General features: G+C 68.2%; 22 protein-coding genes. 14 read left to right on the top strand and 8 right to left on the bottom strand.

All coding sequences use genetic code 11. The features are described from left to right. Positions 1 to 150 precede the first annotated feature (150 nt). The gene (locus tag FHW84_RS19590; RefSeq protein ID WP_167257671.1) at positions 151 to 1,086 is read right to left on the bottom strand and encodes an MBL fold metallo-hydrolase; all 936 of its coding nucleotides are present in this window, start codon (positions 1,084 to 1,086) and stop codon (positions 151 to 153) included. Positions 1,087 to 1,208: 122 nt separating this feature from the next. Between FHW84_RS19590 and FHW84_RS19585 the strand changes: the two genes are divergently transcribed. Then, positions 1,209 to 1,856 (top strand): trimeric intracellular cation channel family protein, encoded by a 648-nt coding sequence (locus FHW84_RS19585; protein WP_167257670.1) that lies wholly within the window; start codon positions 1,209 to 1,211, stop codon positions 1,854 to 1,856. Between the two features lie 3 nt (positions 1,857 to 1,859). Here FHW84_RS19585 and FHW84_RS19580 read toward each other — a convergent pair whose 3' ends face one another. The 5 genes from FHW84_RS19580 to FHW84_RS19560 all read right to left on the bottom strand — a co-directional run bounded on the left by FHW84_RS19580 (position 1,860) and on the right by FHW84_RS19560 (position 8,063). Beyond that, positions 1,860 to 2,597, bottom strand: coding sequence for a 2OG-Fe(II) oxygenase (locus FHW84_RS19580; RefSeq protein WP_167257669.1), 738 nt, complete (start codon positions 2,595 to 2,597; stop codon positions 1,860 to 1,862). Next, positions 2,594 to 3,346, bottom strand: a complete 753-nt coding sequence (locus tag FHW84_RS19575; RefSeq protein WP_343203628.1) for a methylated-DNA--[protein]-cysteine S-methyltransferase — start codon at positions 3,344 to 3,346, stop codon at positions 2,594 to 2,596. The genes FHW84_RS19580 and FHW84_RS19575 overlap by 4 nt, the downstream gene beginning before the upstream one ends. Positions 3,347 to 3,634: 288 nt before the next feature. Further along, positions 3,635 to 4,840 carry an acetyl-CoA C-acyltransferase gene (locus FHW84_RS19570; protein WP_167257668.1) on the bottom strand — a complete coding sequence of 402 codons (1,206 nt, stop codon included), beginning with the start codon at positions 4,838 to 4,840 and terminating at the stop codon, positions 3,635 to 3,637. A gap of 146 nt (positions 4,841 to 4,986) precedes the next feature. Then, the gene (locus tag FHW84_RS19565; protein WP_167257667.1) at positions 4,987 to 7,371 is read right to left on the bottom strand and encodes a 3-hydroxyacyl-CoA dehydrogenase/enoyl-CoA hydratase family protein; all 2,385 of its coding nucleotides are present in this window, start codon (positions 7,369 to 7,371) and stop codon (positions 4,987 to 4,989) included. Between the two features lie 74 nt (positions 7,372 to 7,445). Further along, positions 7,446 to 8,063, bottom strand: a complete 618-nt coding sequence (locus FHW84_RS19560) for a TetR/AcrR family transcriptional regulator (protein WP_167257666.1) — start codon at positions 8,061 to 8,063, stop codon at positions 7,446 to 7,448. Between the two features lie 238 nt (positions 8,064 to 8,301). On the opposite strand from FHW84_RS19560, the gene ndk reads away from it, so the two are divergent. The 8 genes from ndk to moeB all read left to right on the top strand — a co-directional run bounded on the left by ndk (position 8,302) and on the right by moeB (position 16,630). Continuing rightward, positions 8,302 to 8,727 carry a nucleoside-diphosphate kinase gene (ndk, locus tag FHW84_RS19555; protein WP_167257665.1) on the top strand — a complete coding sequence of 142 codons (426 nt, stop codon included), beginning with the start codon at positions 8,302 to 8,304 and terminating at the stop codon, positions 8,725 to 8,727. Positions 8,728 to 8,796: 69 nt separating this feature from the next. Further along, positions 8,797 to 9,933 (top strand): 23S rRNA (adenine(2503)-C(2))-methyltransferase RlmN, encoded by a 1,137-nt coding sequence (rlmN, locus tag FHW84_RS19550; RefSeq protein WP_167257664.1) that lies wholly within the window; start codon positions 8,797 to 8,799, stop codon positions 9,931 to 9,933. Then, entirely contained in the window at positions 9,923 to 10,702 is a 780-nt protein-coding gene (gene pilW / locus FHW84_RS19545; RefSeq protein ID WP_167257663.1) for a type IV pilus biogenesis/stability protein PilW, read from the top strand. Before rlmN ends, pilW begins: the two co-directional genes overlap by 11 nt. Positions 10,703 to 10,707: 5 nt before the next feature. Further along, a complete protein-coding gene (locus FHW84_RS19540; protein WP_243868210.1) occupies positions 10,708 to 11,706 on the top strand; it encodes a helix-turn-helix domain-containing protein in 999 nt (332 codons plus the stop codon). Positions 11,707 to 11,919: 213 nt separating this feature from the next. Then, entirely contained in the window at positions 11,920 to 12,570 is a 651-nt protein-coding gene (locus tag FHW84_RS19535) for a tetratricopeptide repeat protein (RefSeq protein WP_167257661.1), read from the top strand. An 11-nt stretch (positions 12,571 to 12,581) separates the two neighbouring features. Further along, positions 12,582 to 13,778: an outer membrane protein assembly factor BamB gene (gene bamB / locus FHW84_RS19530; protein WP_243868209.1), complete on the top strand. Its 1,197-nt coding sequence runs from the start codon at positions 12,582 to 12,584 to the stop codon at positions 13,776 to 13,778. Between the two features lie 22 nt (positions 13,779 to 13,800). Further along, positions 13,801 to 15,201 (top strand): ribosome biogenesis GTPase Der, encoded by a 1,401-nt coding sequence (der, locus tag FHW84_RS19525; protein ID WP_167257660.1) that lies wholly within the window; start codon positions 13,801 to 13,803, stop codon positions 15,199 to 15,201. 262 nt (positions 15,202 to 15,463) lie between these two features. After that, positions 15,464 to 16,630, top strand: a complete 1,167-nt coding sequence (gene moeB, locus FHW84_RS19520) for a molybdopterin-synthase adenylyltransferase MoeB (RefSeq protein WP_167257659.1) — start codon at positions 15,464 to 15,466, stop codon at positions 16,628 to 16,630. Positions 16,631 to 16,633: 3 nt separating this feature from the next. Here moeB and FHW84_RS19515 read toward each other — a convergent pair whose 3' ends face one another. Further along, positions 16,634 to 17,203: a GNAT family protein gene (locus tag FHW84_RS19515; RefSeq protein WP_167257658.1), complete on the bottom strand. Its 570-nt coding sequence runs from the start codon at positions 17,201 to 17,203 to the stop codon at positions 16,634 to 16,636. Positions 17,204 to 17,266: 63 nt separating this feature from the next. Here FHW84_RS19515 and folD point away from each other — a divergent pair, with 63 nt between their 5' ends. The 5 genes from folD (at position 17,267) to FHW84_RS19490 (ending at position 22,517) form a co-directional block, all read left to right on the top strand. Next, positions 17,267 to 18,136, top strand: a complete 870-nt coding sequence (gene folD, locus FHW84_RS19510) for a bifunctional methylenetetrahydrofolate dehydrogenase/methenyltetrahydrofolate cyclohydrolase FolD (protein ID WP_167257657.1) — start codon at positions 17,267 to 17,269, stop codon at positions 18,134 to 18,136. Positions 18,137 to 18,259: 123 nt separating this feature from the next. After that, positions 18,260 to 19,717: an IMP dehydrogenase gene (gene guaB / locus FHW84_RS19505; RefSeq protein ID WP_167257656.1), complete on the top strand. Its 1,458-nt coding sequence runs from the start codon at positions 18,260 to 18,262 to the stop codon at positions 19,715 to 19,717. Positions 19,718 to 19,861: 144 nt separating this feature from the next. Further along, entirely contained in the window at positions 19,862 to 21,442 is a 1,581-nt protein-coding gene (gene guaA / locus FHW84_RS19500) for a glutamine-hydrolyzing GMP synthase (protein WP_167257655.1), read from the top strand. Positions 21,443 to 21,717: 275 nt separating this feature from the next. Beyond that, entirely contained in the window at positions 21,718 to 21,960 is a 243-nt protein-coding gene (locus tag FHW84_RS19495) for a hypothetical protein (protein ID WP_167257654.1), read from the top strand. Between the two features lie 32 nt (positions 21,961 to 21,992). Then, entirely contained in the window at positions 21,993 to 22,517 is a 525-nt protein-coding gene (locus FHW84_RS19490; RefSeq protein ID WP_167257653.1) for a DNA-binding protein, read from the top strand. Here FHW84_RS19490 and FHW84_RS19485 read toward each other — a convergent pair. Next, entirely contained in the window at positions 22,440 to 23,192 is a 753-nt protein-coding gene (locus FHW84_RS19485) for a hypothetical protein (RefSeq protein ID WP_167257652.1), read from the bottom strand. The genes FHW84_RS19490 and FHW84_RS19485 overlap by 78 nt on opposite strands. Between the last annotated feature and the right edge of the window lie 38 nt (positions 23,193 to 23,230).

Here is a 23,230-nt window from a genome sequence, read left to right as displayed (position 1 = left end):
ATCCAGTAGCGAGGTGCTGCATTCAATGCGTGCAGCTCCAAGATGCAGCTCTTGAATGCCCCCGCGGCAATCGGACGTTACAGTCACTGGATTCCGGCCTGCGCCGGAATGACGAGCTTGGGAGGATGAGGCGCGTGGGGCAGTGATGCATCAACCCCCGCGATCCAGCCACACCTCCAGCCCCTGCGCATTGAGCTCGATATCCATGCCCAGGATCCGCAGCAGCTCGTCGCGCGTTCCCTTCCAGCCATGCGCGGCCAGGCGCCCGGCGTAGAGATCGGTCAGCGCCCACTTCAGCTCCTCGTGGCGCTTGTCCTTCGGCTCGCCGCGCACCGCATGGCCTAGGCTCACCATCGCGTCGATCTGCTGGTGCAGCCCCTTGGCGAGGCGCTCGATATCGCCGACGGGGCCGAAGTGGGTGACGTACATGGCGTCCGGTTTCAGCGCGACCAGGCGATCGATCGACTGGTGCAGCGCATCGGGTTCGAACTGCACCGGCGTGCTGGTGGGGATCGCGTAGGGGCCGCGTTCCGTGTCGAACTCGCGATAGGACAGGCCGAAGGTATCGCCGGTGAAACAGGCGCGGCCCCGCTCGTCGTACACGCACAGATGATGCTTCGCATGGCCGGGCGTATCCAGGCAGCGCAGCGGACGTCCCTGCAGTTCCACCACGTGGCCTTCCGGCGCTTCCACCACGCGTTCGGCGGGAATCGGCCGCAGCCGTCCGTAGGTTTTCTCCATCACCGCTTCGCCGTACACGGCGCTGGCGCCGGCCCACAACTGCGTGGGATCGATCAGGTGCCGCGCACCGCGCGGATGCACCACCGCTTTGGCGTTCGGCAGCCGGGCCATCAGTTCGCCGGCGCCGCCGGCGTGGTCCAGGTGCACGTGGGTGAGGATCAGCCAGTCCACCTGTTCCGGCGTCAGGCCGGCCTGGTCCAGCGCTTCGAGCATGCGCGGCACGGCATGGTTGGTGCCGCAGTCGATAAAGGCGCCATGGCCTTGCTCGGCCACCAGGTAGGCGGCATCGAAGCGTGGACGCACGAAGCCGGTGTCGATGACGTGGATGCCGTGTGAGGGAGCCATATCCGCCTTCGCCGTGGGACACGCGCCGCAGCGTAGCAAACTGGAGCGCGCCCGCGTGCCGGCTCTTGTGCCGCACCGCGGCAAAGGCTAGACATGCACGGACCGCCGCTGGATCCGACGCCATGACCCCCGCTCTCATGACGCATTACCTGCTCCTGGTGCTCGACCTGCTCGGCACCTTCGTATTCGCCCTCAGCGGCGCGCTGACCGGCGTGCGCCGGCAGCTGGACCTGTTCGGCGTGCTGGTGCTGTCCTTCGCCGCGGGCAACGCCGGCGGCATCACCCGCGACCTGCTGATCGGCGCCACGCCGCCGGCGGCGATCGCGGACTGGCGCTACCTGGCGGTGTCGGTGCTGGCCGGCATCATCACCTTCTACCGCTACGGGCTGATCGAACGGCTGAAGAATCCGGTGCAGATGTCCGACGCGGCGGGCCTGGCGCTGTTCGCCGTGGCCGGCGCGCAGAAGGCGCTGGCGCATGGCCTCAATCCCGCCATGGCCGCCTTGCTCGGCATGCTCACCGGCGTGGGCGGCGGCATCCTGCGCGACGTGCTGGTCACGCAGATTCCGACCGTGCTGCGCGCGGACCTGTACGCCGTGGCCGCGCTGGCCGGCGCCGCCATCGTGGTGGCCGGCGACCTGCTGCAGGTGCCGCCCACCGTGTCCACCCTGGCCGGTGCGGCGGTGTGCTTCGGCCTGCGCTTCATGGCGATCCGCCACGGCTGGCACCTGCCGCGCGCGGCGGGCGGGCAGGAGCCGCCCACCGGATAAGGCTCAGCTGGCGTCGTGGAAAATGATGCCCAGCGTATGGCGCCGCCCCGAGCGCAGCTCGCTCACGCCATGCCGCAGATTCACCCGGTAGCTGCCGCGGCTGCCGCGCACGGGGCGGTGATGCACGGCGAAGATCACCGCATCGCCCTCGCTCAGAGGCACCACGTGCGGACGCGACTGCATGCGCGGGCGCTGCTCGGTCAGCACGAACTCGCCGCCGGTGAAATCGCGCCACGGTTCCGACAGCAGCACCGCCACCTGCAGCGGAAACACGTGCTCGCCGTAGAGGTCCTGGTGCAGGCAGTTGTAGTCGCCGGTGCCGTAGCGCAGCAGCAGCGGCGTGGGTCGCTGCTGGCCGGCGTGGTGGCAGCGTTCGAGGAACTCGGCGTGCCGCTGCGGATAGCGCACGCCGATGCCCATGGTTTCGTTCCACTGGTTGGCCAGCGGCACCAGCCGCGGATACAGCGCCGCGCGCAGTTCGCCGACGGGCGAGGGCAGGGGATAGCCGAAGTACTGGTATTCGCCACGGCCGAAGCCGTGGCGGGCCATCACCACCTTGCTGCGGAACAGCGCGGGGCGGTCGTACAGCGAGGCGATGCGGTCGCAGGCTTCCGGCGCGAGCAGGCCCGGTAGCATGGCGTGGCCTTGCGCGTCGAGCTGCTGCAGCACACGCGGCCAGTCGAACGCGGCCAGGCGTGCCTCGACGTCATCGCCCAGCGCCGCTTCCAGCATCGCGCTCATGCCCGCGCCTCCCGCGCCAGCAGCGAGCGCTTGCGTTCCACGCCCCAGCGATAACCCGACAGCGCACCGTCGCCGCGGATCACCCGGTGGCAGGGCACTGCCATGGCCAGCGCATTGGCGCCGCAGGCCAGCGCCACGGCGCGCGAGGCGTCCGGCATGCCGATGCGCAGCGCGATTTCCTTGTAGCTGGCGGTGGCGCCGGCGGGGATCGCGCGCAGCGCTTCCCACACCTTGCGCTGGAACGGCGTGCCGCGCAGGTCGAGCGTGGCGTCGAAGGGCGCGTGCGGATGCTCGATCAAGGCAGCGGTTTGCACCAGCGTGCCGGCCAGCGCGCCGTCGTCGCGCGACAGATCGGCCTGCGGAAAGCGCTGGCGCAGATCCGCTTCCAGTGCCTTGGCGTGCTCGCCGAACAGGATCGCGCACACGCCGCGTTCGCTCGCCGCCACCAGCAGCAGGCCCAGTGGCGAACTGCCGATGCCGTAGCGCAGCGTTTCGCGCACGCGCTCCGGATGGCAGCGCGCGCAGGGACGGAAGCCGGCGCGCTCGGCCTCTTCGCGGCTGGCGTGGAAGGCGACGTTCTCGGGCCGCGCGGGGCGCGCCGCGCACGAAGGTTTGCAATACACGCCGGTGCTGCGCACCGAGTACCAGAACGAGCCGTCCGCGCTCCGGTCGCGGTTGCGCAGCTGGCTCCAGCGCGGATCGCGCAGGGTGGCGTCGATGTGGTCTTTCATGCGGGCGGCAGCGTTCATGGCGCGTCTCCTGGTTCGAGGGTGAAGCCAGCTTAGGTTTCGCGCGAGCTGCGGACACTCCGGTTCTTGCTGTGATCGTTGCCATGAAAAAGCGCCGCACTAGGCGGCGCTTCTTCTCTCTACTTCCCAGGGGCGAACCCTTCTCCCTCCGGCGACCCGAAGGTAGTCCCCGTGGGAGAGAAGGTGGCGGCAGCCGGATGAGGGTTCGGCCGGAGCGATACACATCACTCTTGCGCTTCGCCCGCACCCTCACCCCAGCCCCTCTCCCGACGGGAGAGGGGCTCAAGCTCACAGCGACTCGAAAATCCCCGCCGCGCCCATGCCGGTGCCGATGCACATCGTCACCATGCCGTACTTCTGCTTGCGCCGGCGCATGCCGTGCACCAGGGTGGCGGCGCGGATGGCGCCGGTGGCGCCGAGCGGGTGGCCGAGCGCGATGGCGCCGCCGAGCGGGTTGATCTTCGACGGATCCAGGCCCAGGTCCTTGATCACCGCCAGCGACTGCGCGGCGAAGGCTTCGTTGAGTTCGATCCAGTCCAGCTGGTCCTGGGTCAGGCCGGCCTGCTTGAGCGCCTTGGGAATCGCTTCCTTCGGGCCGATGCCCATGATCTCCGGACGCACGCCGGCCACCGAGTAGCTGACGAAGCGGGCGATCGGGGTGAGGCCGTATTCCTTGATGGCCGCTTCGCTGGCCAGCAGCACCGCGCCGGCGCCGTCGGAGGTCTGCGAGGAATTGCCGGCGGTGACCGAGCCGCCGAACTGGCCGTTGCGGAACACCGGCTTGAGCTTGCCCAGCACCTCGACCGTGCTGCCCGGGCGCGGGCCTTCGTCGGTGTCGATCAGACGGCTGTCCGTCTTGATCGAACGCGTGGCGAGATCCGGGTAATGGTCGTCGAGCTTGAACGGGGTGATCTCGTCCTTGAACTCGCCGGCCTTGATCGCGGCCAGCGCGCGCTCGTGGCTGGCGGCGGCGAAGCTGTCCTGTTCCTCGCGGCTGATCTTCCACTGCTTGGCCACGTTCTCGGCGGTGATGCCCATGCCGTAGGCGATGCCGATGTGCTCGTTATCGAAGATGCCGGGATTCATCGCCACCTTGTGGCCCATCATCGGCACCATGCTCATGCTCTCGGTGCCGGCGGCAATCATCAGGTCCGCCTCGCCCAGGCGGATGCGGTCGGCGGCCTGCGCGATGGCCTGCACGCCGGACGAGCAGAAACGGTTGACGGTGACGCCCGGCACGGTGTCCGGCAGGCCGGCCAGCAGCAGGCCGATGCGGGCCACGTTCATGCCTTGCTCGGCTTCAGGCATGGCGCAGCCGACGATCACGTCGCCGATGCGGTGCGCGTCGATGCCCGGCGCCTGCGCCATCACGGCGCGGATCACGTGGGCCAGCATGTCGTCGGGACGGGTGTTGCGGAATACGCCGCGCGGCGCCTTGCCGACCGGGGTGCGGGTGGCGGCGACGATGTAGGCGTCTTGCACTTGCTTGCTCATTGGCTTTCTCCGAAAGCCGGGAATCGGGAATAGGGAATAGGGAATCGAGTCCCAGCCCGTCGCGAATCCGGCCTAACTGACTATTGATAGATAGCGAGGTTCGGGGAACGGCGCTTTACCTATTCCCCATTCTCTATTCCCGATTCTCAATTACGCAGCGGCTTGCCGGTGCTCATCGTGTGAGCGATGCGCGCCTGGGTCTTTTCCGTCTGCGCCAGTTCCACGAAGTGCTTGCGCTCCAGCGCCAGCAGCCATTCCTCGTCCACCAGCGAACCGCGCTCGATGACGCCGCCGCACAAGGTGTCGGCGATGCGCGTGGCGATCTCGACGTCGTGCTCGGAGGCGAAATAGCCGGCCAGCATGTTGGCCAGCGAGGCGCGGAAAGTGGCCGTGCCGACGTCGCCGGCGACCGGGATGCTGCGCGCCGGCAGCGGCGGGCGGTAGCCGCTCTCGGCCAGCGCGCGCGCCACCTGCTTGGCAACGTAGAGCAGCTCGTAGGCGTTGAACACCACCACGTCGCTGTCGCGCAGCAGGCCCAGCTGCTTGGCCTCCAGCGCGCTGCCGGAGACCTTGGCCATGGCCACCGTCTCGAACACCTTCTTCAGCGCCTCGAACGGATCGGCCGGATTGGCCTGCGCCGCGCGGATCGCCAGCTCGTGCAGGCCGCCGCCGGCCGGCAGCAGGCCCACGCCCGCCTCGACCAGGCCGATATAGCTTTCCAGCGCCGCCACGGTGCGCGCCGAATGCATCTGGAATTCGCAGCCGCCGCCCAGGGCCAGGCCGCGCACGGCCGACACCACCGGCACCAGCGAGTGCTTGATGCGCATGCTGGTGCGCTGGAAGTTGGCCACCATCGCCTCGAAGTCGCCCAGCTTGCCGGCCTGTAGCAGGCCCAGCGCGCCCTTCAGGTCCGCGCCGGCGGAGAACGGTTCGCCGGTCTGCCAGATCACCACGGCCTTCAGCTGCTGCTCGGCGACGTCGATCGCCTGCTGGATGCCGTCGAGCACCTGGTCGTTGACCGTGTTCATCTTGGTCTTGAACGAGATGATGCCCACGCCGTCGTCGCCCAGCGTCCACAGGCGCACGCCGTCGTTCTCCCACACTGTGCTGCCCTGGTCGAACTTCTCGCCCAGGATCGGATCCGGGAACAGCTGGCGCCGGTACACCGGATGCTGCGAGCGCGGCTTGTCGGCGTTGGCGCCGGCCGAGTACGAACCGCTCTTGCCGTGCACGCCGCTGCGGCCGTCGGTCACCCACTTCGGCAGCGGGGCCTTGCTCATGGCCTTGCCGGCGGCGATGTCTTCCTCGATCCACTGGGCCACCTGCTGCCAGCCGGCGGCCTGCCAGGTCTCGAACGGGCCGAGCTTCCAGCCGTAGCCCCAGCGGATGGCGAAGTCGACGTCGCGCGCGGTGTCGGCGATGTCGGCCAGGTGATAGGCGGTGTAGTGGAACAGGTCGCGGAAGGTGGCCCACAGGAACTGCGCCTGCGGGTCGGCGCTGGCGCGCAGCTTGGCGAACTTCTCCGCCGGGTCCTTGATGGCGAGGATGGCGGCCACTTCGTCGGAAGCCTTCTGCTCCGAGGCGCGGTAGTCGCGCTTGGCCACGTCCAGCACCACGATGTCCTTGCCGGCCTTGCGGTAGAAGCCGGCGCCGGTCTTCTGGCCCAGCGCGCCCTGGTCGATCAGGCCCTGCAGCCAGGCGGGCGCCTTGAAGTACTCGTGCCACGGGTCGTCGGCCAGCGTGTCGGCCATGGTCTTGATCACGTGCGCCATGGTGTCCAGGCCCACCACGTCGGCGGTGCGGTAGGTGGCGCTCTTGGGACGGCCCACGGCCGGGCCGGTGAGCGCGTCGACCACGTCGAAGCCGAGCTTGAACTGCTCGGTGTGGTGCATGGTGGCCAGCATGGAGAACACGCCGATGCGGTTGCCGATGAAGTTCGGCGTGTCCTTGGCGTAGACCACGCCCTTGCCGACCACGGTGGTGAGGAAGGCTTCCAGGCCCTGCAGCACGTTGGCGTCGGTGAGGCGGGTCGGGATCAGCTCGACCAGGTGCATGTAGCGCGGCGGGTTGAAGAAATGCACGCCGGTGAAGCGGTGGCGCATGTCTTCCGGCAGCGCTTCGGCCAGGCCGTTGATCGACAGGCCCGAGGTGTTGCTGGCCAGCACGGCGTGCGGCGCGACGTAGGGCGCGATCTTCTTGTAGAGATCCAGCTTCCAGTCCATCCGTTCGGCGATCGCCTCGATCACCAGGTCGACGTCCTTGAGGTGTTCGAGGTCGTCGTCGTAGTTGGCGGGGATGATCGCGGCGGCGCGGCTGCCGTCGGCCAGCGGAGCGGGGGAGAGCTTCTTCAGGTTCTCGATCGCCTTGAGGGCGATGCCGCTCTTGGGACCTTCCTTGGCGGGCAGGTCGAACAGCACGGTCTCGACATTGGCGTTGGTCAGGTGCGCGGCGATCTGCGCGCCCATGACGCCGGCGCCGAGCACCGCGGCCTTGCGGATGCGCAGCGGATGGGATGCGACTGGAGCGGTCATTGGCTTCTCCGTGGGACGGACACTTGAGGGGTGTTGAAACGCGAAGGAGACCGTTGCCGGCCTCCGTAAGGAAATCAGGGGGCGTTGAGGCCGGCGGCGGCGAAGCGGATCAGGTGCTCCGCCGTCTGTTCACGATGCACCCGCTCGGTGACATCGCTTTTGCGCTGGATCATGCCGAAGCCGGACATGGCATGGGTCAGCGCGCCGGTGACCAGGTCGACCCGCCAGTACAGTTCTTCCCGGCTCAGCTGGGGCAGCAGGCGGCCGAACTCGGCGGTGAACTGGCGCATGACGTGGCCGTAGTTCTCCGACAGGAACTTGCGCAGGGTGTCGTCGTGCTCGGCGAAGGCGCGCGCCAGCACGCGCATGAACAGCGAGCCGCTGCCTTCGTGGGACAGCTCCAGCGCCGGCTTGATGAAGGCGGCCAGCACGTCCTCGAGGCTGGTTTCCGGCAGGCCGGCGATGCGCGACAGGGCGGTCATGCGGTGGCCGTTGAGCTGGTCCAGGCGGCGGCGGAAGACCTCTTCGATCAGGCGGTCCTTGCTGCCGAAGTGGTAGTTCACGGCGGCCAGGTTGACGCCCGCGGCGGCGGTGAGCTGGCGCAGCGAGGCGCCGTCGAAACCGTGCCGGGCGAACAGCTCCTCGGCGGCGGTCAGGATGCGTTCCTTGGTCGAATGCGGCACGGCTTGCAAGCGGGCGGTCCCCCGGGTGGCTACGGCAGGAATCAAACGATCGTTTGAGCATACGGGGGAGGAATCCCCGCCGTCAAACGATCGTTTACAACGCCCGGCGCCCGGCTTGCGAATCAGTTAGAATCTGTCAGACTTTCGTGAGCTAAATCCTCTAAACGTCATCGGATTTGGCCTACTTTGCTGGCTAGCCTGGCCAGACCGCCCACTCAGATACCAGTTTTTCCGGAGCAGACTACTCATGGCGCTGGAGCGCACCCTTTCCATCATCAAGCCCGACGCCGTCGCCAAGAACGTCATCGGCGAAATCTACGCCCGTTTCGAGAAGGCTGGCCTCAAGGTCGTCGCCGCCAAGCAGAAGCAGCTGTCGCGCCAGGAAGCCGAAGGCTTCTACGCCGTGCACAAGGAGCGCCCGTTCTTCAAGGCGCTGGTCGAATTCATGATCTCCGGCCCGGTGATGATCCAGGTGCTGGAAGGCGACAACGCCGTGCTCAAGCACCGCGAGCTGATGGGCGCCACCAATCCGAAGGAAGCCGCGCCGGGCACCATCCGCGCCGATTTCGCCGATTCGATCGACGCGAATGCGGTGCATGGTTCGGATGCGTCTGAAACCGCACAGGTCGAGATTGCGTATTTCTTCGCCGCGACCGAAGTGCATTCCAGGTAATTCACCGCGGCGCCCGTGCAACGGGCGCCGTCCGCCATGCGGCCAACGCGGCCGCGCTTTTTGAAGACGATGAACCAGGCCGTTTCCACTCCATCCACCGACAAGGTCAACCTGCTCGATTTCGATCGCCAGGGGCTGCGCGATTTCTTCGCCCAGCTCGGCGAGAAGCCGTATCGCGCCGAGCAGGTGATGAAGTGGATCTACCACCGCCTGGAAGACAACTTCGAAAACATGACGGACGTCGGCAAGGCGCTGCGCACCAAGCTCGAGGCGGCCTGCTACATCGGCCCGCCCAAGACCATGTTCGACAAGGGCGCCGCCGACGGCACGCACAAGTGGCTGCTGGGCATGGACGGCGGCAACGCGGTGGAGGCGGTGTACATCCCCGAGCCCACCCGCGGCACGCTGTGCGTGTCCTCGCAGGTCGGCTGCGGCCTGAACTGCCAGTTCTGCTCCACCGCCACGCAGGGCTTCAACCGCAACCTGGCCACGTCCGAGATCATCGGGCAGATGTGGGTCGCCGCTAAGTACCTGGGCAACGTCACGCACCAGAACCGCCGCATCACCAACGTGGTGATGATGGGCATGGGCGAGCCGCTGCTGAACTTCGACAACGTGGTCAAGGCGATGAGCCTGATGCGCGACGACCTGGGCTTCGGCCTGGCCTCCAAGCGCGTCACGCTGTCGACCGCCGGCCTGGTGCCGATGATCGACAAGCTGTCCGAGGCCATCGACGTGTCGCTCGCGGTGTCGCTGCACGCCGCCAACGACGAGCTGCGCACCGAGCTGGTGCCGCTCAACAAGCGCTATCCGATCGAGGAGCTGATGGGCGCCTGCCGCCGTTGGCTGGAGCGCCGGGCGCGCACCTCGATCACTTTCGAATACACGCTGATGAAGGGCGTCAACGACCAGCCCGAGCACGCGCGCCAGCTGATCAAGCTGATGCGCAAGATGCCCAACTGCAAGGTCAACCTGATTCCCTTCAATCCTTTCCCCGGCACGCGCTTCGAGCGCTCCGACGCCGACACGATCCGCGCCTTCCAGACCCAACTGCTCAACGCCAACATCCTCACCATGCTGCGCCGCACCCGCGGCGACGACATCGATGCGGCATGCGGCCAGCTGAAGGGACAGGTGCTGGACCGCACGCGCCGCCAGGCCGAATTCCGTAAACGACTCGACGAGGGCGCCAGCCATGCGGCTTGACCGGATCCTGCTGGCCGCCTGCCTGGCTGCATCGCTCACCGCTTGCCAGACCACCGGCGTGGATCCGGGCCCGAACCCGCGCGTCGCCAAGAGCGACAACGCGCTGGAAGGCGCCCGCGTGCATACCGAGCTGGCCCAGTCGTACATGCAGAACGGCGACCTGCAGGGCGCGCTGACCAAGCTCAACAAGGCGCTGACCTTCGATCCGAACTACGTGCCGGCGCACACCGTGATGGCGGTGCTGTACGAGCGCATCGGCAACCAGGCCGAGGCGGAAAAGCACTACCGCCGCGCCGCCGCGCTGGCGCCCGACAAGGGCGATCCCAACAACAATCTCGGCGCCTTCCTGTGCAAGACCGGCCGCGGCGCGGAGGCGGCGCAGTATTTCCAGAAGGCGGTTGCCGATCCGTTCTACCAGACGCCGGCCACGGCCTGGACCAATGCCGGCCGCTGCCTGGAAAGCACCGGCGACGTCGCCGGCGCCGAAGACGACTACCGCAAGGCGATCGCGCTCGATCCGCAGAACGCGGACGCGCTGCTGCAGGTTGCCTCGCTGCTGTTCCAGCGCAACGATGCTTTCCGCGCGCGGGCCTTCCTGCAGCGCTACGACAGCCTGGGCCAGGTCTCGCCGACCGGACTCAAGCTGGGCCACGACATCGAACTCCGACTGGGCAACAAGGACGCTGCCCGCAATTACAGCAGGCGATTGCAGAGCCAGTTCCCGGATTCGGAGCAGGCCCGCGCCATCGACTCGACCGCAAGCCAATGACATCCATGCAGTCACAGCCAACCGGTCCGGAGGCCGGTGAAAAAGGTCTGTTCGACGCGAGCGCGCAGGGGGCGACCGCCATGATGGACAACGCCGTAACGGATAATTTCGGCGCGCGACTGCGCGCCGCACGCGAGGCCCGCGGCCTGGACGTGGAAAGCTGCGGCCAGGTCTTGCGCCTGCCGGTGCGCGTCCTGCGCCAGCTCGAGAGCGGCGATTACGCCGGCATCGACTACCAGGTCTATCTCGCCGGCTATCTCACCAAGTACGGCCGCCACGTCGGCGTGGAAGAGTCGGCGCTGCAAGCCGAACTCACCCGCCTGACCCCGGTGCAGCCGACCCTGGTGGCCACCGGCGGCATCTCGCATTCGCGCTATCTGCTCGAACGCTATGCACGCGCGGCCACCTACGTGGTGCTGACCGCGGCGATCGTGGTGCCGACCATCTGGCTGGGCGTGCGCGGCACGCTCGACCGCGACGTCAGCCACCTGGCGCCGCTGGATTCGAAGCCGGTCGCCCAGGCGGACCTGCCCGCGGTAGCCACCAGCGCGGCGAATGCCGGCACGCTGGCGGCCCGTGCGCCGGCCGCCGCGCCCAAGCCCGCCGAGCAGCCGCCGGTCGACGCGCAGCAGGAACAGCCGCTGCTCGCCTCGATGGCGCCGTTCCCGAACCTGGGCAGCGCCGACACCGCGCAGCCCAAGCCGGCGGCCCAGGCCGAACCGGTGGGCGACGGCGCGCACAGCTTGTCGCTGCAGCTGCCCAACGCCAGCTGGGTGGAAGTGGTCGCGCAGGACGGTTCCCGCCTGGAATACGGCCTGCTGCCGGCCGGCAGCAGCAAGACCTACCACAGCGACAAGCCGCTGACGGTGCGCATCGGCAATGCCACCGGCGCCCAGGTCTCGATCGACGGCCAGCCGGTCGCGCTCGACAGCTACCGCCGCGCCAACGTGGCGCATTTCAAGGTGGACGTGCGCGACGGCAAGGCCACTCCGGCCGGCGTCTGAGCGTGCTTGCGCGGGTCGCGCCGGCTGGCGCGACACCGCCTGCGGGCTGACTTGCGATGCGTGCCGCGGGCCACGCTCAGTAGCGCGATCGGTTATGCTTGCCCTTTGCCCGCTCGACGGCAGCGTCGGGCCGGGTCCGTTCCAGTTTTTCTTATCGCGCCAGGAAGGTCGCCGCGCCCTCCGGCGGCATCCGTTCCCTTCAAGGGTGATTGCATGGCATTTGAAGTCTACGACGACTACGAGCAGGGCGAACGCGTACAGAAGTGGTTGCGCCAGAACGGTCTTTCGATCGTGGTCGGCGTCGCGATCGGCCTGGTCGGCATCTTCGGCTGGCAGCAGTGGAGCAACCACAAGGCCGGCCGCGAGAGCGAGGCGTCGCAGCTCTACCAGCAGGTGCAGAGCGCCATCGCCGGCGGCAAGAACGACCAGGCCGAGACGCTCACCGAACAGCTCTTCAAGGATTACGCCGATTCGCCGTACGCGGTGTTCGCCGCCGGCGACCGCGCGGTGCGCCAGGCCAATGCCAAGCAGCTGGACAAGGCGCTGGTCTCGCTCAACTGGGCCGAGAGCCATGCCGCCGATCCGAATCTGAAGGCCCTGATGCAGCTGCGCATCGCGCAGCTGCAGCTGGCGCAGGACAAGGCCGCCGACGCGGTGGCCACGCTCGACCGCATGGGCGCGAAAAACTACGAAGGCCTGAGCCAGGAACTACGCGGCGACGCCCTGGTCAAGCTTGGTCGCCCGGATGACGCGCGCAAGGCCTACGAGGCCGCCAAGGCCGTGCTGGGCGTGGGTGCGCCGCAGAGCGGCGCCTTGCAGTTGAAACTCGACAATCTGGCCGTGGCCGGGAAGCAGGGTGCATGAAAGCTGGTGTGATGAAACGAGCTTTGCTGGTCGGTCTGGTGTCGATGGCGACCCTGGCCGGCTGCCATTCCTTCAAGAAGGAAAACGTCCAGCCGCCCACGCCGCTCGACAAGGACTTCAAGCCGACCGCGCAGGTCACCCGCCTGTGGACCAGCAGCGTCGGCAAGGGCGCCGGTGAATCCGGCCTGCGCCTGCGCCCGGCCTTCGCCGACGGCGTGCTCTACGTGGCCAGCACCGACGGCAAGATCGAGGCGCTGGACGCCACCAGCGGCAAGACGCTGTGGTCCAAGAGCTCCAGCACCAAGGGCTGGTTCGGCTGGGGCGACAAGAAGCGCAAGGATGCGTTCTATGCCGGCGGCCCGGCCGTGTCCGGCGACCTGCTGGCGATCGGCACGCTGGACGGCCACGTCTACGGCATCAATGCCAAGGACGGTTCGCCGCGCTGGGAAGCCAGCGTCAGCTCCGAAGTGCTGGCCGCGCCGGCCGTGGTCGGCAACCTGGTGGTGGTGCGTGCCGGCGACGGCCGCCTGTACGGCCTGGACAGCGGCACCGGCGAGCGCCGCTGGGCCTACGACCAGGGCAACGTCCCGCTGCTCAGCCTGCGCGGCAACGGCCCGCTGCTGGCGGCCAACGGCGTGATCTTCTTCGGTAGCGACAACGGCAAGCTGGTCGCCCTGCGCCTGGACAACGGCGAGAAGCTGTGGGAGCAGAACATGGCCAGCGGCGAAGGCCGCACCGAGATCGACCGCCTGAACGACGCCGACGGCGCCATCGTGCTCGACGGCAGCACCCTGTACGGCGCCGCCTATCACGGCAACCTCGTGGCGGTGGACGGCCCCAGCGGCCGCCCGCTGTGGGCGCGCCCGTTCTCCACCTTCACCTCGGTCGACATCGGCGGCAACGCGCTGTTCGGCGTGAACGAGGATTCCCAGGTGTGGTCGTTCGACAAGAGCGGCGGCGCCGACATGTGGAAGAACGAGAAGCTCAAGTACCGCTGGCTCACCGCGCCGAGCGTGCAGAACAACTACGTGGTGGTCGCCGACAGCGAAGGCTACGTGCACTGGCTGCAGACCAGCGATGGCGCCCTGGCCGCGCGCGAGCGCCTGTCCAAGAAGCCGATCCGCGCCCAGCCGCTGGTGGTGGGCGATACCGTGTACGTCGAGGACGTGAAGGGCCATATCGGCGCCTACCGCCTCGGCGGGCACTGAGCCGGCGAGGTTGTACCCGTAAATGCTGCCCGTCGTCGCCCTGGTCGGCCGCCCCAACGTCGGTAAGTCGACCCTCTTCAATGCCATGACGCGCAGCCGCGACGCCCTGGTGGCCGATATGCCGGGCGTCACCCGCGATCGCCACTACGGCGTCTGCCGCATCGGCGACCGCCCCTTCGTGGTGGTGGACACCGGCGGCCTTTCCGGCGTCGAGGAAGGCCTGGATGCGCTCACCGCGCAGCAGGTCCGCCTCGCCGTCGAGGAAGCGCAGGTGCTGGTGTTCGTGCTCGACGCGCGCGACGGCCTGCTGCCGCAGGACCGCGCGATCCTCGACGACCTGCGCCGCAGCGGCAAGCCGATCATCGCCGCGGTCAACAAGACCGATGGCCTGGACCTGCAGAACGCGCTGGCCGAGTTCGCCGTGTTCGGCCTGGGGTCCACGCTGCCGCTGTCGGCCGCGCACAACCGCGGCACCGACGAGCTGGTGCGCCACGTACTGCCGCTGCTGCCGGAAGACGCGCACGAGGAACTCGCGCCGGAAGACGAAGGCGCCATCCGCGTGGCCATCGTCGGCCGCCCGAACGCCGGCAAGTCCACCCTGATCAACCGCCTGCTCGGCGAAGAGCGCCTGATCGTCTCCAGCGTCGCCGGCACCACGCGCGACCCGATCCGCGTGCCGCTGGAACGCGACGGCCGCCGCTACGTGCTGATCGACACCGCCGGCGTGCGCCGCAAGGCGCGCGTGGAAGAAGCGGTGGAGAAGTTCAGCGTCATCAAGACGCTGCAGTCCATGGCCGCCGCCCAGGTGGTGGTGGTGATGGTCGACGCGCGCGAGAACCTGGCCGACCAGGATCTCACCCTGATCGGCCACGCCGTGGACGAGGGCAGGGCGCTGGTCATCGCCGTCAACAAGTGGGACGGCATGGACCAGTACCAGCGCGAGCAGTGCGAACGCGCGCTGGAGCGCCGCCTGCAGTTCGTGGACTGGGCCAAGAACGTGTTCATCTCCGCGCTGCACGGCTCCGGCCTGCGCGAGCTGATGCGCGCGATCGTGCGCGCGCACGACGCGGCCAACCGCGAGCTCGGCTCGTCGGAACTGACCCGTACGCTGGAGCGCGCCTACGAGGGCTACCAGCCGCCGCTGGTGCGCGGCCACGCGCCGAAGCTGCGCTTCGCCCATCCCGGCGGCAGCAACCCGCCGACCATCGTGATCCACGGCAGCCGCACCAAGCACATCGCGCCGGCCTACCGCCGCTATCTCGAGAACTTCTTCCGCAAGCGCTTCCGCCTGGAAGGCACGCCGGTGCGCATCGAGTTCCGCGACGGCGAGAATCCCTACGCCGGCAAGAAGAACGTGCTCACCGAAGGCCAGATGCGCAAGCGCCAGCGCATGATCCGCGAGATGAAGAAGCGCAAGCGCTGATTCGATCCTGGCGTCACCCCGCATCCTGGTCCCTGGCGTCACCCCACACCCTCGTCATTCCGGCGCAGGCCGGAATCCAGTAACGAAAGAGCCAGGTCTGGCGACGATGCTTAAGAATTAATGCATTAAGAGCATTCAGACGGTAAGGCTCGTATCAGACGCCGTCGCCACTGGATTCCGGCCTGCGCCGGAATGACAAGCTGGCGGGGCATCGCTGCCCAATCACACGCGCCCCTCCCCGGATCGTCCTAAACTCCCCGGCATGACCGAGTCATTCAATCGCGAGAGCTGGCTCGCGCAGCTGCGCCAGCAGGTGCCGGAGATCTCCCCGGCGGAAGCGCTAACCCGGCAGGCCGGCGGCGCCCTCCTGATCGACGTCCGCGAAGACCACGAACGCGCCGACGGCACGCCGGCCGGCGCGCTGGGCCTGTCGCGCGGTTTTCTGGAGCTGCGCATCGAGCAGGCCGAAGCGAACCGCGAACGTCCCATTCTCGCGCTGTGCGGCAGCGGCCAGCGTTCGCTGCTGGCGGCCGAGGCGCTGCAGCGCATGGGTTATCGGCAGGTGTCGTCGGTGGCCGGCGGCTTCAACCGCTGGAAGGCCGAAGGCCTGCCCATCGTCACCGGCGCGCTCGACGCCGACGCGGCCGAACGCTATTCGCGCCAGCTGCGCCTGCCGCAGGTAGGCGAAGCGGGGCAGGCGAAGCTGGGCGCGGCAAGAATCGCGCTGCTCGGCGCCGGCGGCCTTGGCGCGCCGGCGGCGCTTTATCTCGCCGCGGCGGGCGTAGGGCAGCTCACCTTGATCGACGACGATCGGGTGGAGCGTTCCAACCTGCATCGCCAGGTGATCCACGCCGATGCGCGCGTGGGCATGGCCAAGACCGAATCGGCGCGGCTGGCCTTGAACGCGCTCAATCCGCGCGTGCGCATCGAGACCCGCGAGGAGCGCCTGCGCGCCGACAACGTCGAGCGCCTGCTGGCCGGCCACGATCTGGTGATCGACGGCGCCGACAATTTTCCCGCGCGCTATTTGATCGCCGCCGCGACGCGGCGCCTGGGCCTGCCGATGGTCTACGGCGCGGTGGAGCGCTTCACCGGCCAGGTCAGCGTGTTCGATCCGCGCCGCGACGACGCGCCGTGCTACCGCTGCCTGTTCCCGGAACCGCCCTCGGCGGCGGAAGCGCCGAACTGCAGCGAAGCCGGCGTGCTCGGCGTGCTGCCCGGCCTGATCGGCCTGCTGCAGGCGACCGAGGCGCTGAAGCTGATCCTGGATTTGGGCGAGACCTTGTCCGGCCGCCTGCTCCACGTCGATGCGCTGGCCATGCGTTTCCGCGAGACGCGGCTGCGGCGCGACCCGGCATGCCCCGGCTGTGGGCATGAGGCGATCTTCCACGGCTACGAAGACATCGCCGAACTCTGCGCCTCGGCCTGAGCGCTAGGCCAGGTCGGACGGAATCAAGGCATACACCGCCGCATCCACGGCAGTGTCGTCGATGACCAGCCGCTGCCGTCCGATGCCTTCGAACCGCGCGCCGGCTTTTTCCGCGCAACGGCGGCTGGGCACGTTGTCCACCGCGGCGACGATCTCCACCCGCACCAGGCCCAGCGTCCCGAAACCGAAACGCGCCACCGCCGGCACCGCGCGCGGCGCGATGCCTTGGCCCTGGCGCGACTGCCGCACCCAGTAGCCCAGGTTCGCGCTGCGGTGCTGCCGGTTGAACTGGTTCAGCCCCACGCCGCCGGCCACGCTGCCGTCGGCTTCGTCGACGATGGCGAAGGCGAACAGTTCCTCCAGCTGCCAGCAGCCCTGGGCGTGCGCGATCCACGCCACGCTGTCCTCGCGCGCATAGCCCGCGCGGCACCACGGCAGCCAGCGTCCCACGCTCTGGATCGACTCGCTGGCCGCGGCGAACAGCGCGTCGGCGTCTTCCGGCTGCCACGGGCGCACCCGCAGCGTGCCGGGCGGCAGCGGAAAGGAAGGCCAGGGAGCTTGGTCCTGAGACATGGGCGGTTTGTGCGGGTCGGAGCGAGTCCGGATAATAGGCATCTTTGCAGGCGGGCAGACACCATGAGCGCACGGATCATCGACGGCAAACGCATCGCCAAGGAGCTGCTCGACCGCATCGGCCGCCGCGTGGCCGAACGCAAGGCGCAGGGCCTGGCCGAGCCGGGCCTGGCGGTGGTGCTGGTCGGCGACGATGCGGCGTCCGCCGTCTACGTGCGCAACAAGCGCGCCGCCTGCAAGCAGGTCGGCTTCAACTCCTTCGGCTACGACCTGCCTTCCAGCACCACGCAGGAAGAACTGTTCGCGCTGATCGACCAGCTCAACGCCGACCCTGCCGTGCACGGCATCCTGGTGCAGTCGCCGCTGCCGGAACATATCGACGAGGACGCCCTGGTCGACCGCATCGACCCGGCCAAGGACGTCGACGGCTTCCAGGCCATCAATATCGGCCGCCTCGCGCTGCGCCGCTTCGGCCTGCGCCCGTGCACGCCGCGCGGCGTGCTGACCCTGCTGGGCCATACCGACCGGCCGGTGCGCGGCCAGCATGCGGTGGTGGTGGGCGTGTCCAACCATGTCGGCCGTCCGCTGCTGCTGGAACTGCTCATCGCCGGCTGCACCACCACCGCCTGCCACAAGTTCACCCGCGACCTGGAAAGCCATATCCGCCAGGCCGACATCGTGATCGTCGCGGTGGGCCGCCCGGGCCTGATCAAGGGCGAATGGATCAAGCCGGGCGCGGTGGTGATCGACGTCGGCATCAACCGCCTGGACGACGGCCGCCTGGTCGGCGACGTGGAATTCGAACCGGCCGCCGAGCGCGCCAGCTGGATCACGCCGGTGCCCGGCGGCGTCGGCCCGATGACGGTCGCCACGCTGCTGGAGAACACGCTGGAAGCAGCCGAAACCCGCGGTGCCACGCACAAGGTGCATTGAGGAAACGCCCGCTTCCGGGAGGCCACGAACGGCGGCGGCTGCGACGTTCCGTACAGCCGTGGCGCTCTGGCGGCGCCACGGGCGGGAGCGTATAATTCCATCTTTGCAGCGGGACAAAATCGCATGCGCATCCTCGCCGAGGCCCTCACCTACGACGACGTGTACCTCGTTCCGGCCCACTCGGCCGTCCTCCCACGCGACGTCGACACCTCCACGCGGCTCACCCGCAACCTCCGGCTGAATATCCCGATCGTGTCCGCCGCCATGGACACCGTCACCGAAGCCCGCCTCGCCATCACCATGGCCCAGCAGGGCGGCATCGGCATCATCCACAAGAACATGACCGCCGAGCAGCAGGCCGCCGAAGTGCGCCTGGTGAAGAAGTTCGAAGCCGGCGTCATCCGCAGCCCGATTACCGTCGCCCCGCACACCTCCATCCGCGAAGTGCTGCAGCTCACCCGCGCGCACAACATCTCCGGCGTGCCGGTGGTGGAAGGCGAGAAGCTGGTCGGCATCGTCACCAGCCGCGACCTGCGCTTCGAGCGCAAGCACGACGACCCGGTGCGCAACATCATGACGCGCCAGGAGAAGCTGGTCACGGTGCGCGAGGGCGCCAGCCACGACGACGTGCTGCAGCTGCTGCACCAGAACCGCATCGAGAAGGTGCTGGTGGTCAACGACGACTTCCAGCTGCGCGGCCTGATCACCGTCAAGGACATCCAGAAAGCCCGCGACAACCCGCACGCCGCCAAGGACCGCCACGAGCGCCTGCTGGTCGGCGCGGCGGTGGGCGTGGGCGGCGACACCGAGCAGCGCGTGGCCGCGCTGGTGGACGCCGGCGTGGACGTGCTGGTGGTCGACACCGCGCACGGCCATTCGCAGGGCGTGATCGAGCGCGCCGCGTGGGTCAAGAAGCACTACCCGCAGGTGCAGGTGATCGCCGGCAACATCGTCACCGGCGAAGCGGCGCGCGCGCTGCTGGACGCCGGTGTCGATGCGGTGAAGGTCGGCGTGGGCCCGGGTTCCATCTGCACCACCCGCGTGGTGGCCGGCGTGGGCGTGCCGCAGATCACCGCGATCGACATGGTCGCCACCGCGCTGAAGGACGAGATCCCGCTGATCGCCGACGGCGGCATCCGCTACTCCGGCGACATCCCCAAGGCGCTGGCCGCCGGCGCGTCCAGCGTGATGCTCGGTTCGATGTTCGCCGGTACCGAGGAATCCCCCGGCGAGGTGGAGCTGTTCCAGGGCCGCTCGTACAAGAGCTACCGCGGCATGGGTTCGCTCGGCGCGATGGCGCTCGGTTCCAAGGACCGCTACTTCCAGGACGAAGCCGACGCCGACAAGCTGGTGCCCGAAGGCATCGAAGGCCGCGTGCCTTACCGCGGCCCGCTGCGCAACATCATCCACCAGCTGATCGGCGGCCTGCGCGCCTCCATGGGCTACCTGGGCGCGGCCACCATCGAGGACGTGCGCCACCAGGCGCAGTTCGTGAAGGTGACCTCGGCCGGCGTCACCGAAGCGCACCCGCACGACATCCAGATCACCAAGGAAGCGCCGAACTACCGGCTGAATTCTTGAGGGAATAGGGAATCGGGAGAAGGGAATAGTGAAAGCATCTCCTGCATTCCCCGTGCCCCCTCGCCAAAGCCAATCGGGGCAGGGCGCGCCACGGCGCCTTGCCCTTTTCTATTGCCGATTCTCCATTCCCGATTCCCGGCCCTCATGACCGACATCCACAGCGACAAAATCCTCATCCTCGATTTCGGCGCGCAGTACACCCAGCTGATCGCCCGCCGCGTGCGCGAGATCGGCGTGTACTGCGAGATCTGGGCCTGGGACCACGATCCGGCCGAGATCGCCGCGTTCGGCGCCAAGGGCATCATCCTGTCCGGCGGCCCCGAGTCCACCACGCTGGAAGGCGCGCCCGCCGCGCCGCAGGAAGTGTTCGAGGCGGGCCTGCCCATCCTGGGCATCTGCTACGGCATGCAGACCCTGGCCGCCCAGCTCGGCGGCGCCACCGAAGCAGCGGATGCGCGCGAGTTCGGCCATGCCGAAGTCGACATCAACGCATCGAGCCGGTTGTTCGCCGGACTCAGCGACCACGCCGACGCGCACCGCCTGGACGTATGGATGAGCCACGGCGACCACGTCGCCAAGGCGCCGCCGGGCTTCGTCGTCACCGGCACCACCGACCGCATCCCGGTCGCGGTGATGGAGAACGAAGCCAGGCGCTGGTACGGCGTGCAGTTCCATCCGGAAGTGACGCATACCAAGCAGGGCACCGCGCTGCTCAAGCGCTTCGTCACCGAGATCTGCGGCTGCCGCACCCTGTGGACGGCCGCCCACATCATCGAAGACCAGATCGAGCGCGTGCGCGCCCAGGTCGGCGACGACCACGTGCTGCTGGGGCTGTCCGGCGGCGTGGATTCCTCCGTGGTCGCCGCGCTGCTGCACCGTGCGATCGGAGACCGCCTCACCTGCGTGTTCGTCGATACCGGCCTGCTGCGCTGGCAGGAAGGCGACCAGGTGATGGCCACCATGGCCCAGCACATGGGCGTGAAGGTGATCCGCGTGGACGCCGCCGGGCGCTACTTCAAGGCGCTGGAAGGCGTGGCGGATCCGGAGGCCAAGCGCAAGATCATCGGCCGCCTGTTCGTGGAGATCTTCGACGAGGAATCGGCCAAGGTCACCGCCGCGGGCAGCGGCCAGGTGAAGTGGCTGGCCCAGGGCACCATCTATCCGGACGTGATCGAGTCGGCCGGCAGCAAGACCGGCAAGGCCCACGTCATCAAGAGCCACCACAACGTCGGCGGCCTGCCGGAGCATATGAAGCTCAAGCTGGTCGAGCCGCTGCGCGAGCTGTTCAAGGACGAGGTGCGCCGCATCGGCATCGAACTCGGCCTGCCGCGCGAGATGGTCTACCGCCATCCGTTCCCGGGCCCCGGGCTGGGCGTGCGCATCCTGGGCGAGGTGAAGCCGGAGTACGCCGAGCTGCTGGCGCGTGCCGACGCCATCTTCATCGAGGAGCTGCGCCGCTGGGACCTGTACGACAGGACCAGCCAGGCCTTCGCCGTGTTCCTGCCGGTGAAATCCGTCGGCGTAGTAGGGGATGCACGGGCCTACGAATGGGTAATCGCCCTGCGCGCGGTGGAGACCATCGACTTCATGACGGCGCATTGGGCGCATTTGCCGTATGAGTTCCTCGGTAAGGTTTCCAATCGTATTATCAATGAGTTGCGCGGTGTTTCTCGCGTTGTCTATGACATCAGTGGCAAGCCGCCGGCGACCATTGAGTGGGAGTGAGTTCCCCTGACCCGCGCCGCTTCATCGGCCCATAGGAAATTGTCGTAAATCTTTGATTTTTCGAACTGGCGCACGAGCACGGATGCTCCTCGCCAGGAAATCTAGAACTAGGCCTAATTTGGCCGGTTCGATGCGCCATGCGCCGCGAGGGTGAGCCACCATGCAGGTGGCCGGGCCGCTTGCCCGATATCGATGCCGCTCGGTGTCGATGTCCAAGATTCGGATAAGTTGTCAATTGACAACCCGGCCAGTCCCCCTCAGACTGGAGACCATGGATGGCCCGTCCCTCTCATCCCAAGAAAAACGTCGAGCTCGCCCTGCGGCACGCCGAAGAGCGGGGCTGGCGCGTCGAGGCCGGCGGCAGCCATGCCTGGGGCCGGATGTATTGCCCGCGCAACAGCCAGGACTGCCGTTGCGGCGAGTTCTGCATCAGCAGCATCTGGAGCACGCCGAAGAACCCGCACAACCATGCGCGCGCCTTGCGGCGCGTGGTGGACAACTGCACGGCGTATCACTAGCGACACCGACGGCGATGCCGGGGAGCAGCACGATGGAATACATCTTCACCCTCAAATACCAGTTGGCCGACGACGACCGCGACCCGGATGCCCTGGTCGGCCGCCTGGGCGAAGCCGGCTGCGATGACGCGCTGATCGGCACCGGCCTGCCGGGCCGCCTGGCGCTGGAGTTCACCCGCGAAGCCGCCGACGCGGAATCCGCCGTGCGCAGCGCACTGGCCGACGTGCGCCGCGCGGTGCCCGGCGCGCGGCTGATCGAGGTGGCGCCCGACCTGGTGGGGCTCACCGACGTGGCCGAGATCGTGGGCGTGTCGCGACAGAACATGCGCAAACTGATGCTGGTCAATGCGGGCAGCTTCCCGGCGCCGGTGCACGAGGGCAGCGCGTCGATCTGGCATCTGGCCGACGTGCTGGCCTGGCTGAAGGCCAGGGGCGGCTATGCGATCGCGCCGGCCATGTTCGAGGTGGCGCAGGTGGCGCTACAGGTCAATGCGGCCAAGGAGGGGCGGCGCCTGCCACGGTCCGCCTTCGAGGAACTGGAAGCGCTGGTCCGCTAACGGCACGTCCTCCAGCGCCAGCACCGGATCGAAGTCGAAACTGAACTGGTGCGGCGTACGCATCGCCCGGTAGCGCCGCCATGGCTGCGGTTGCTCGCCGGGCGGGACGGGAAGCCCGTCCGGCAGGGGCCACTGCGTTTCCGCCAGCCGCAAGGCGCGGGTGTAGCGGCGATAGCACCAGGACAGGGAAATCATCAGATGGCGCGCGACCGTCGGCATATGGCCGCCGCGCACCGATATGAAACTGGCCCAGGCGGCTGCCTGCGAATGGCGATAGGACGGCAGCGGCATATCGACGTGTTCTTCGGTCGCCAAGGCCACGGACAGCGGGTCGGGCGTCGGCGCCGCAAGCCTCTCCAGCAGCGGCAGTGCCTCGTCCTCGACTTCGAAGCGCAGCGCAGCCGCAATCCTGCGGTCGTTGTAGCGGACGAAATGCTGAAAGAGGTGCGCCAGCAGGCGTTGCCGGAAATCGGCGTCCGCGAAATCCACGCCGGCCCCGCCGGCCTCGAACGCCGCCGCCATCAGCCAGGCTTCGCAGGCGACATCGTCCGCATCGCAGTCGCCTGCCTTGCGCGCGATGCGCCGGAAGTCGCCGCGGCAGTCGCGGCAGAATGCCTGGTACGCGGCAAGCCGGTTTTGGGTCATCGCCATGGCCTTGTGCGAAAGGACAGGCATGCCAAGTAGCAGCTGTTCGTATCTAAACAGTCAGCAGG

This window comes from Dyella sp. SG562 (genome assembly GCF_011759495.1).
GTDB lineage: Bacteria > Pseudomonadota > Gammaproteobacteria > Xanthomonadales > Rhodanobacteraceae > Dyella_D > Dyella_D marensis.
Note: the sequence above shows the minus strand (reverse complement) of the source record. Positions and strands in the feature narration are given on the sequence as shown.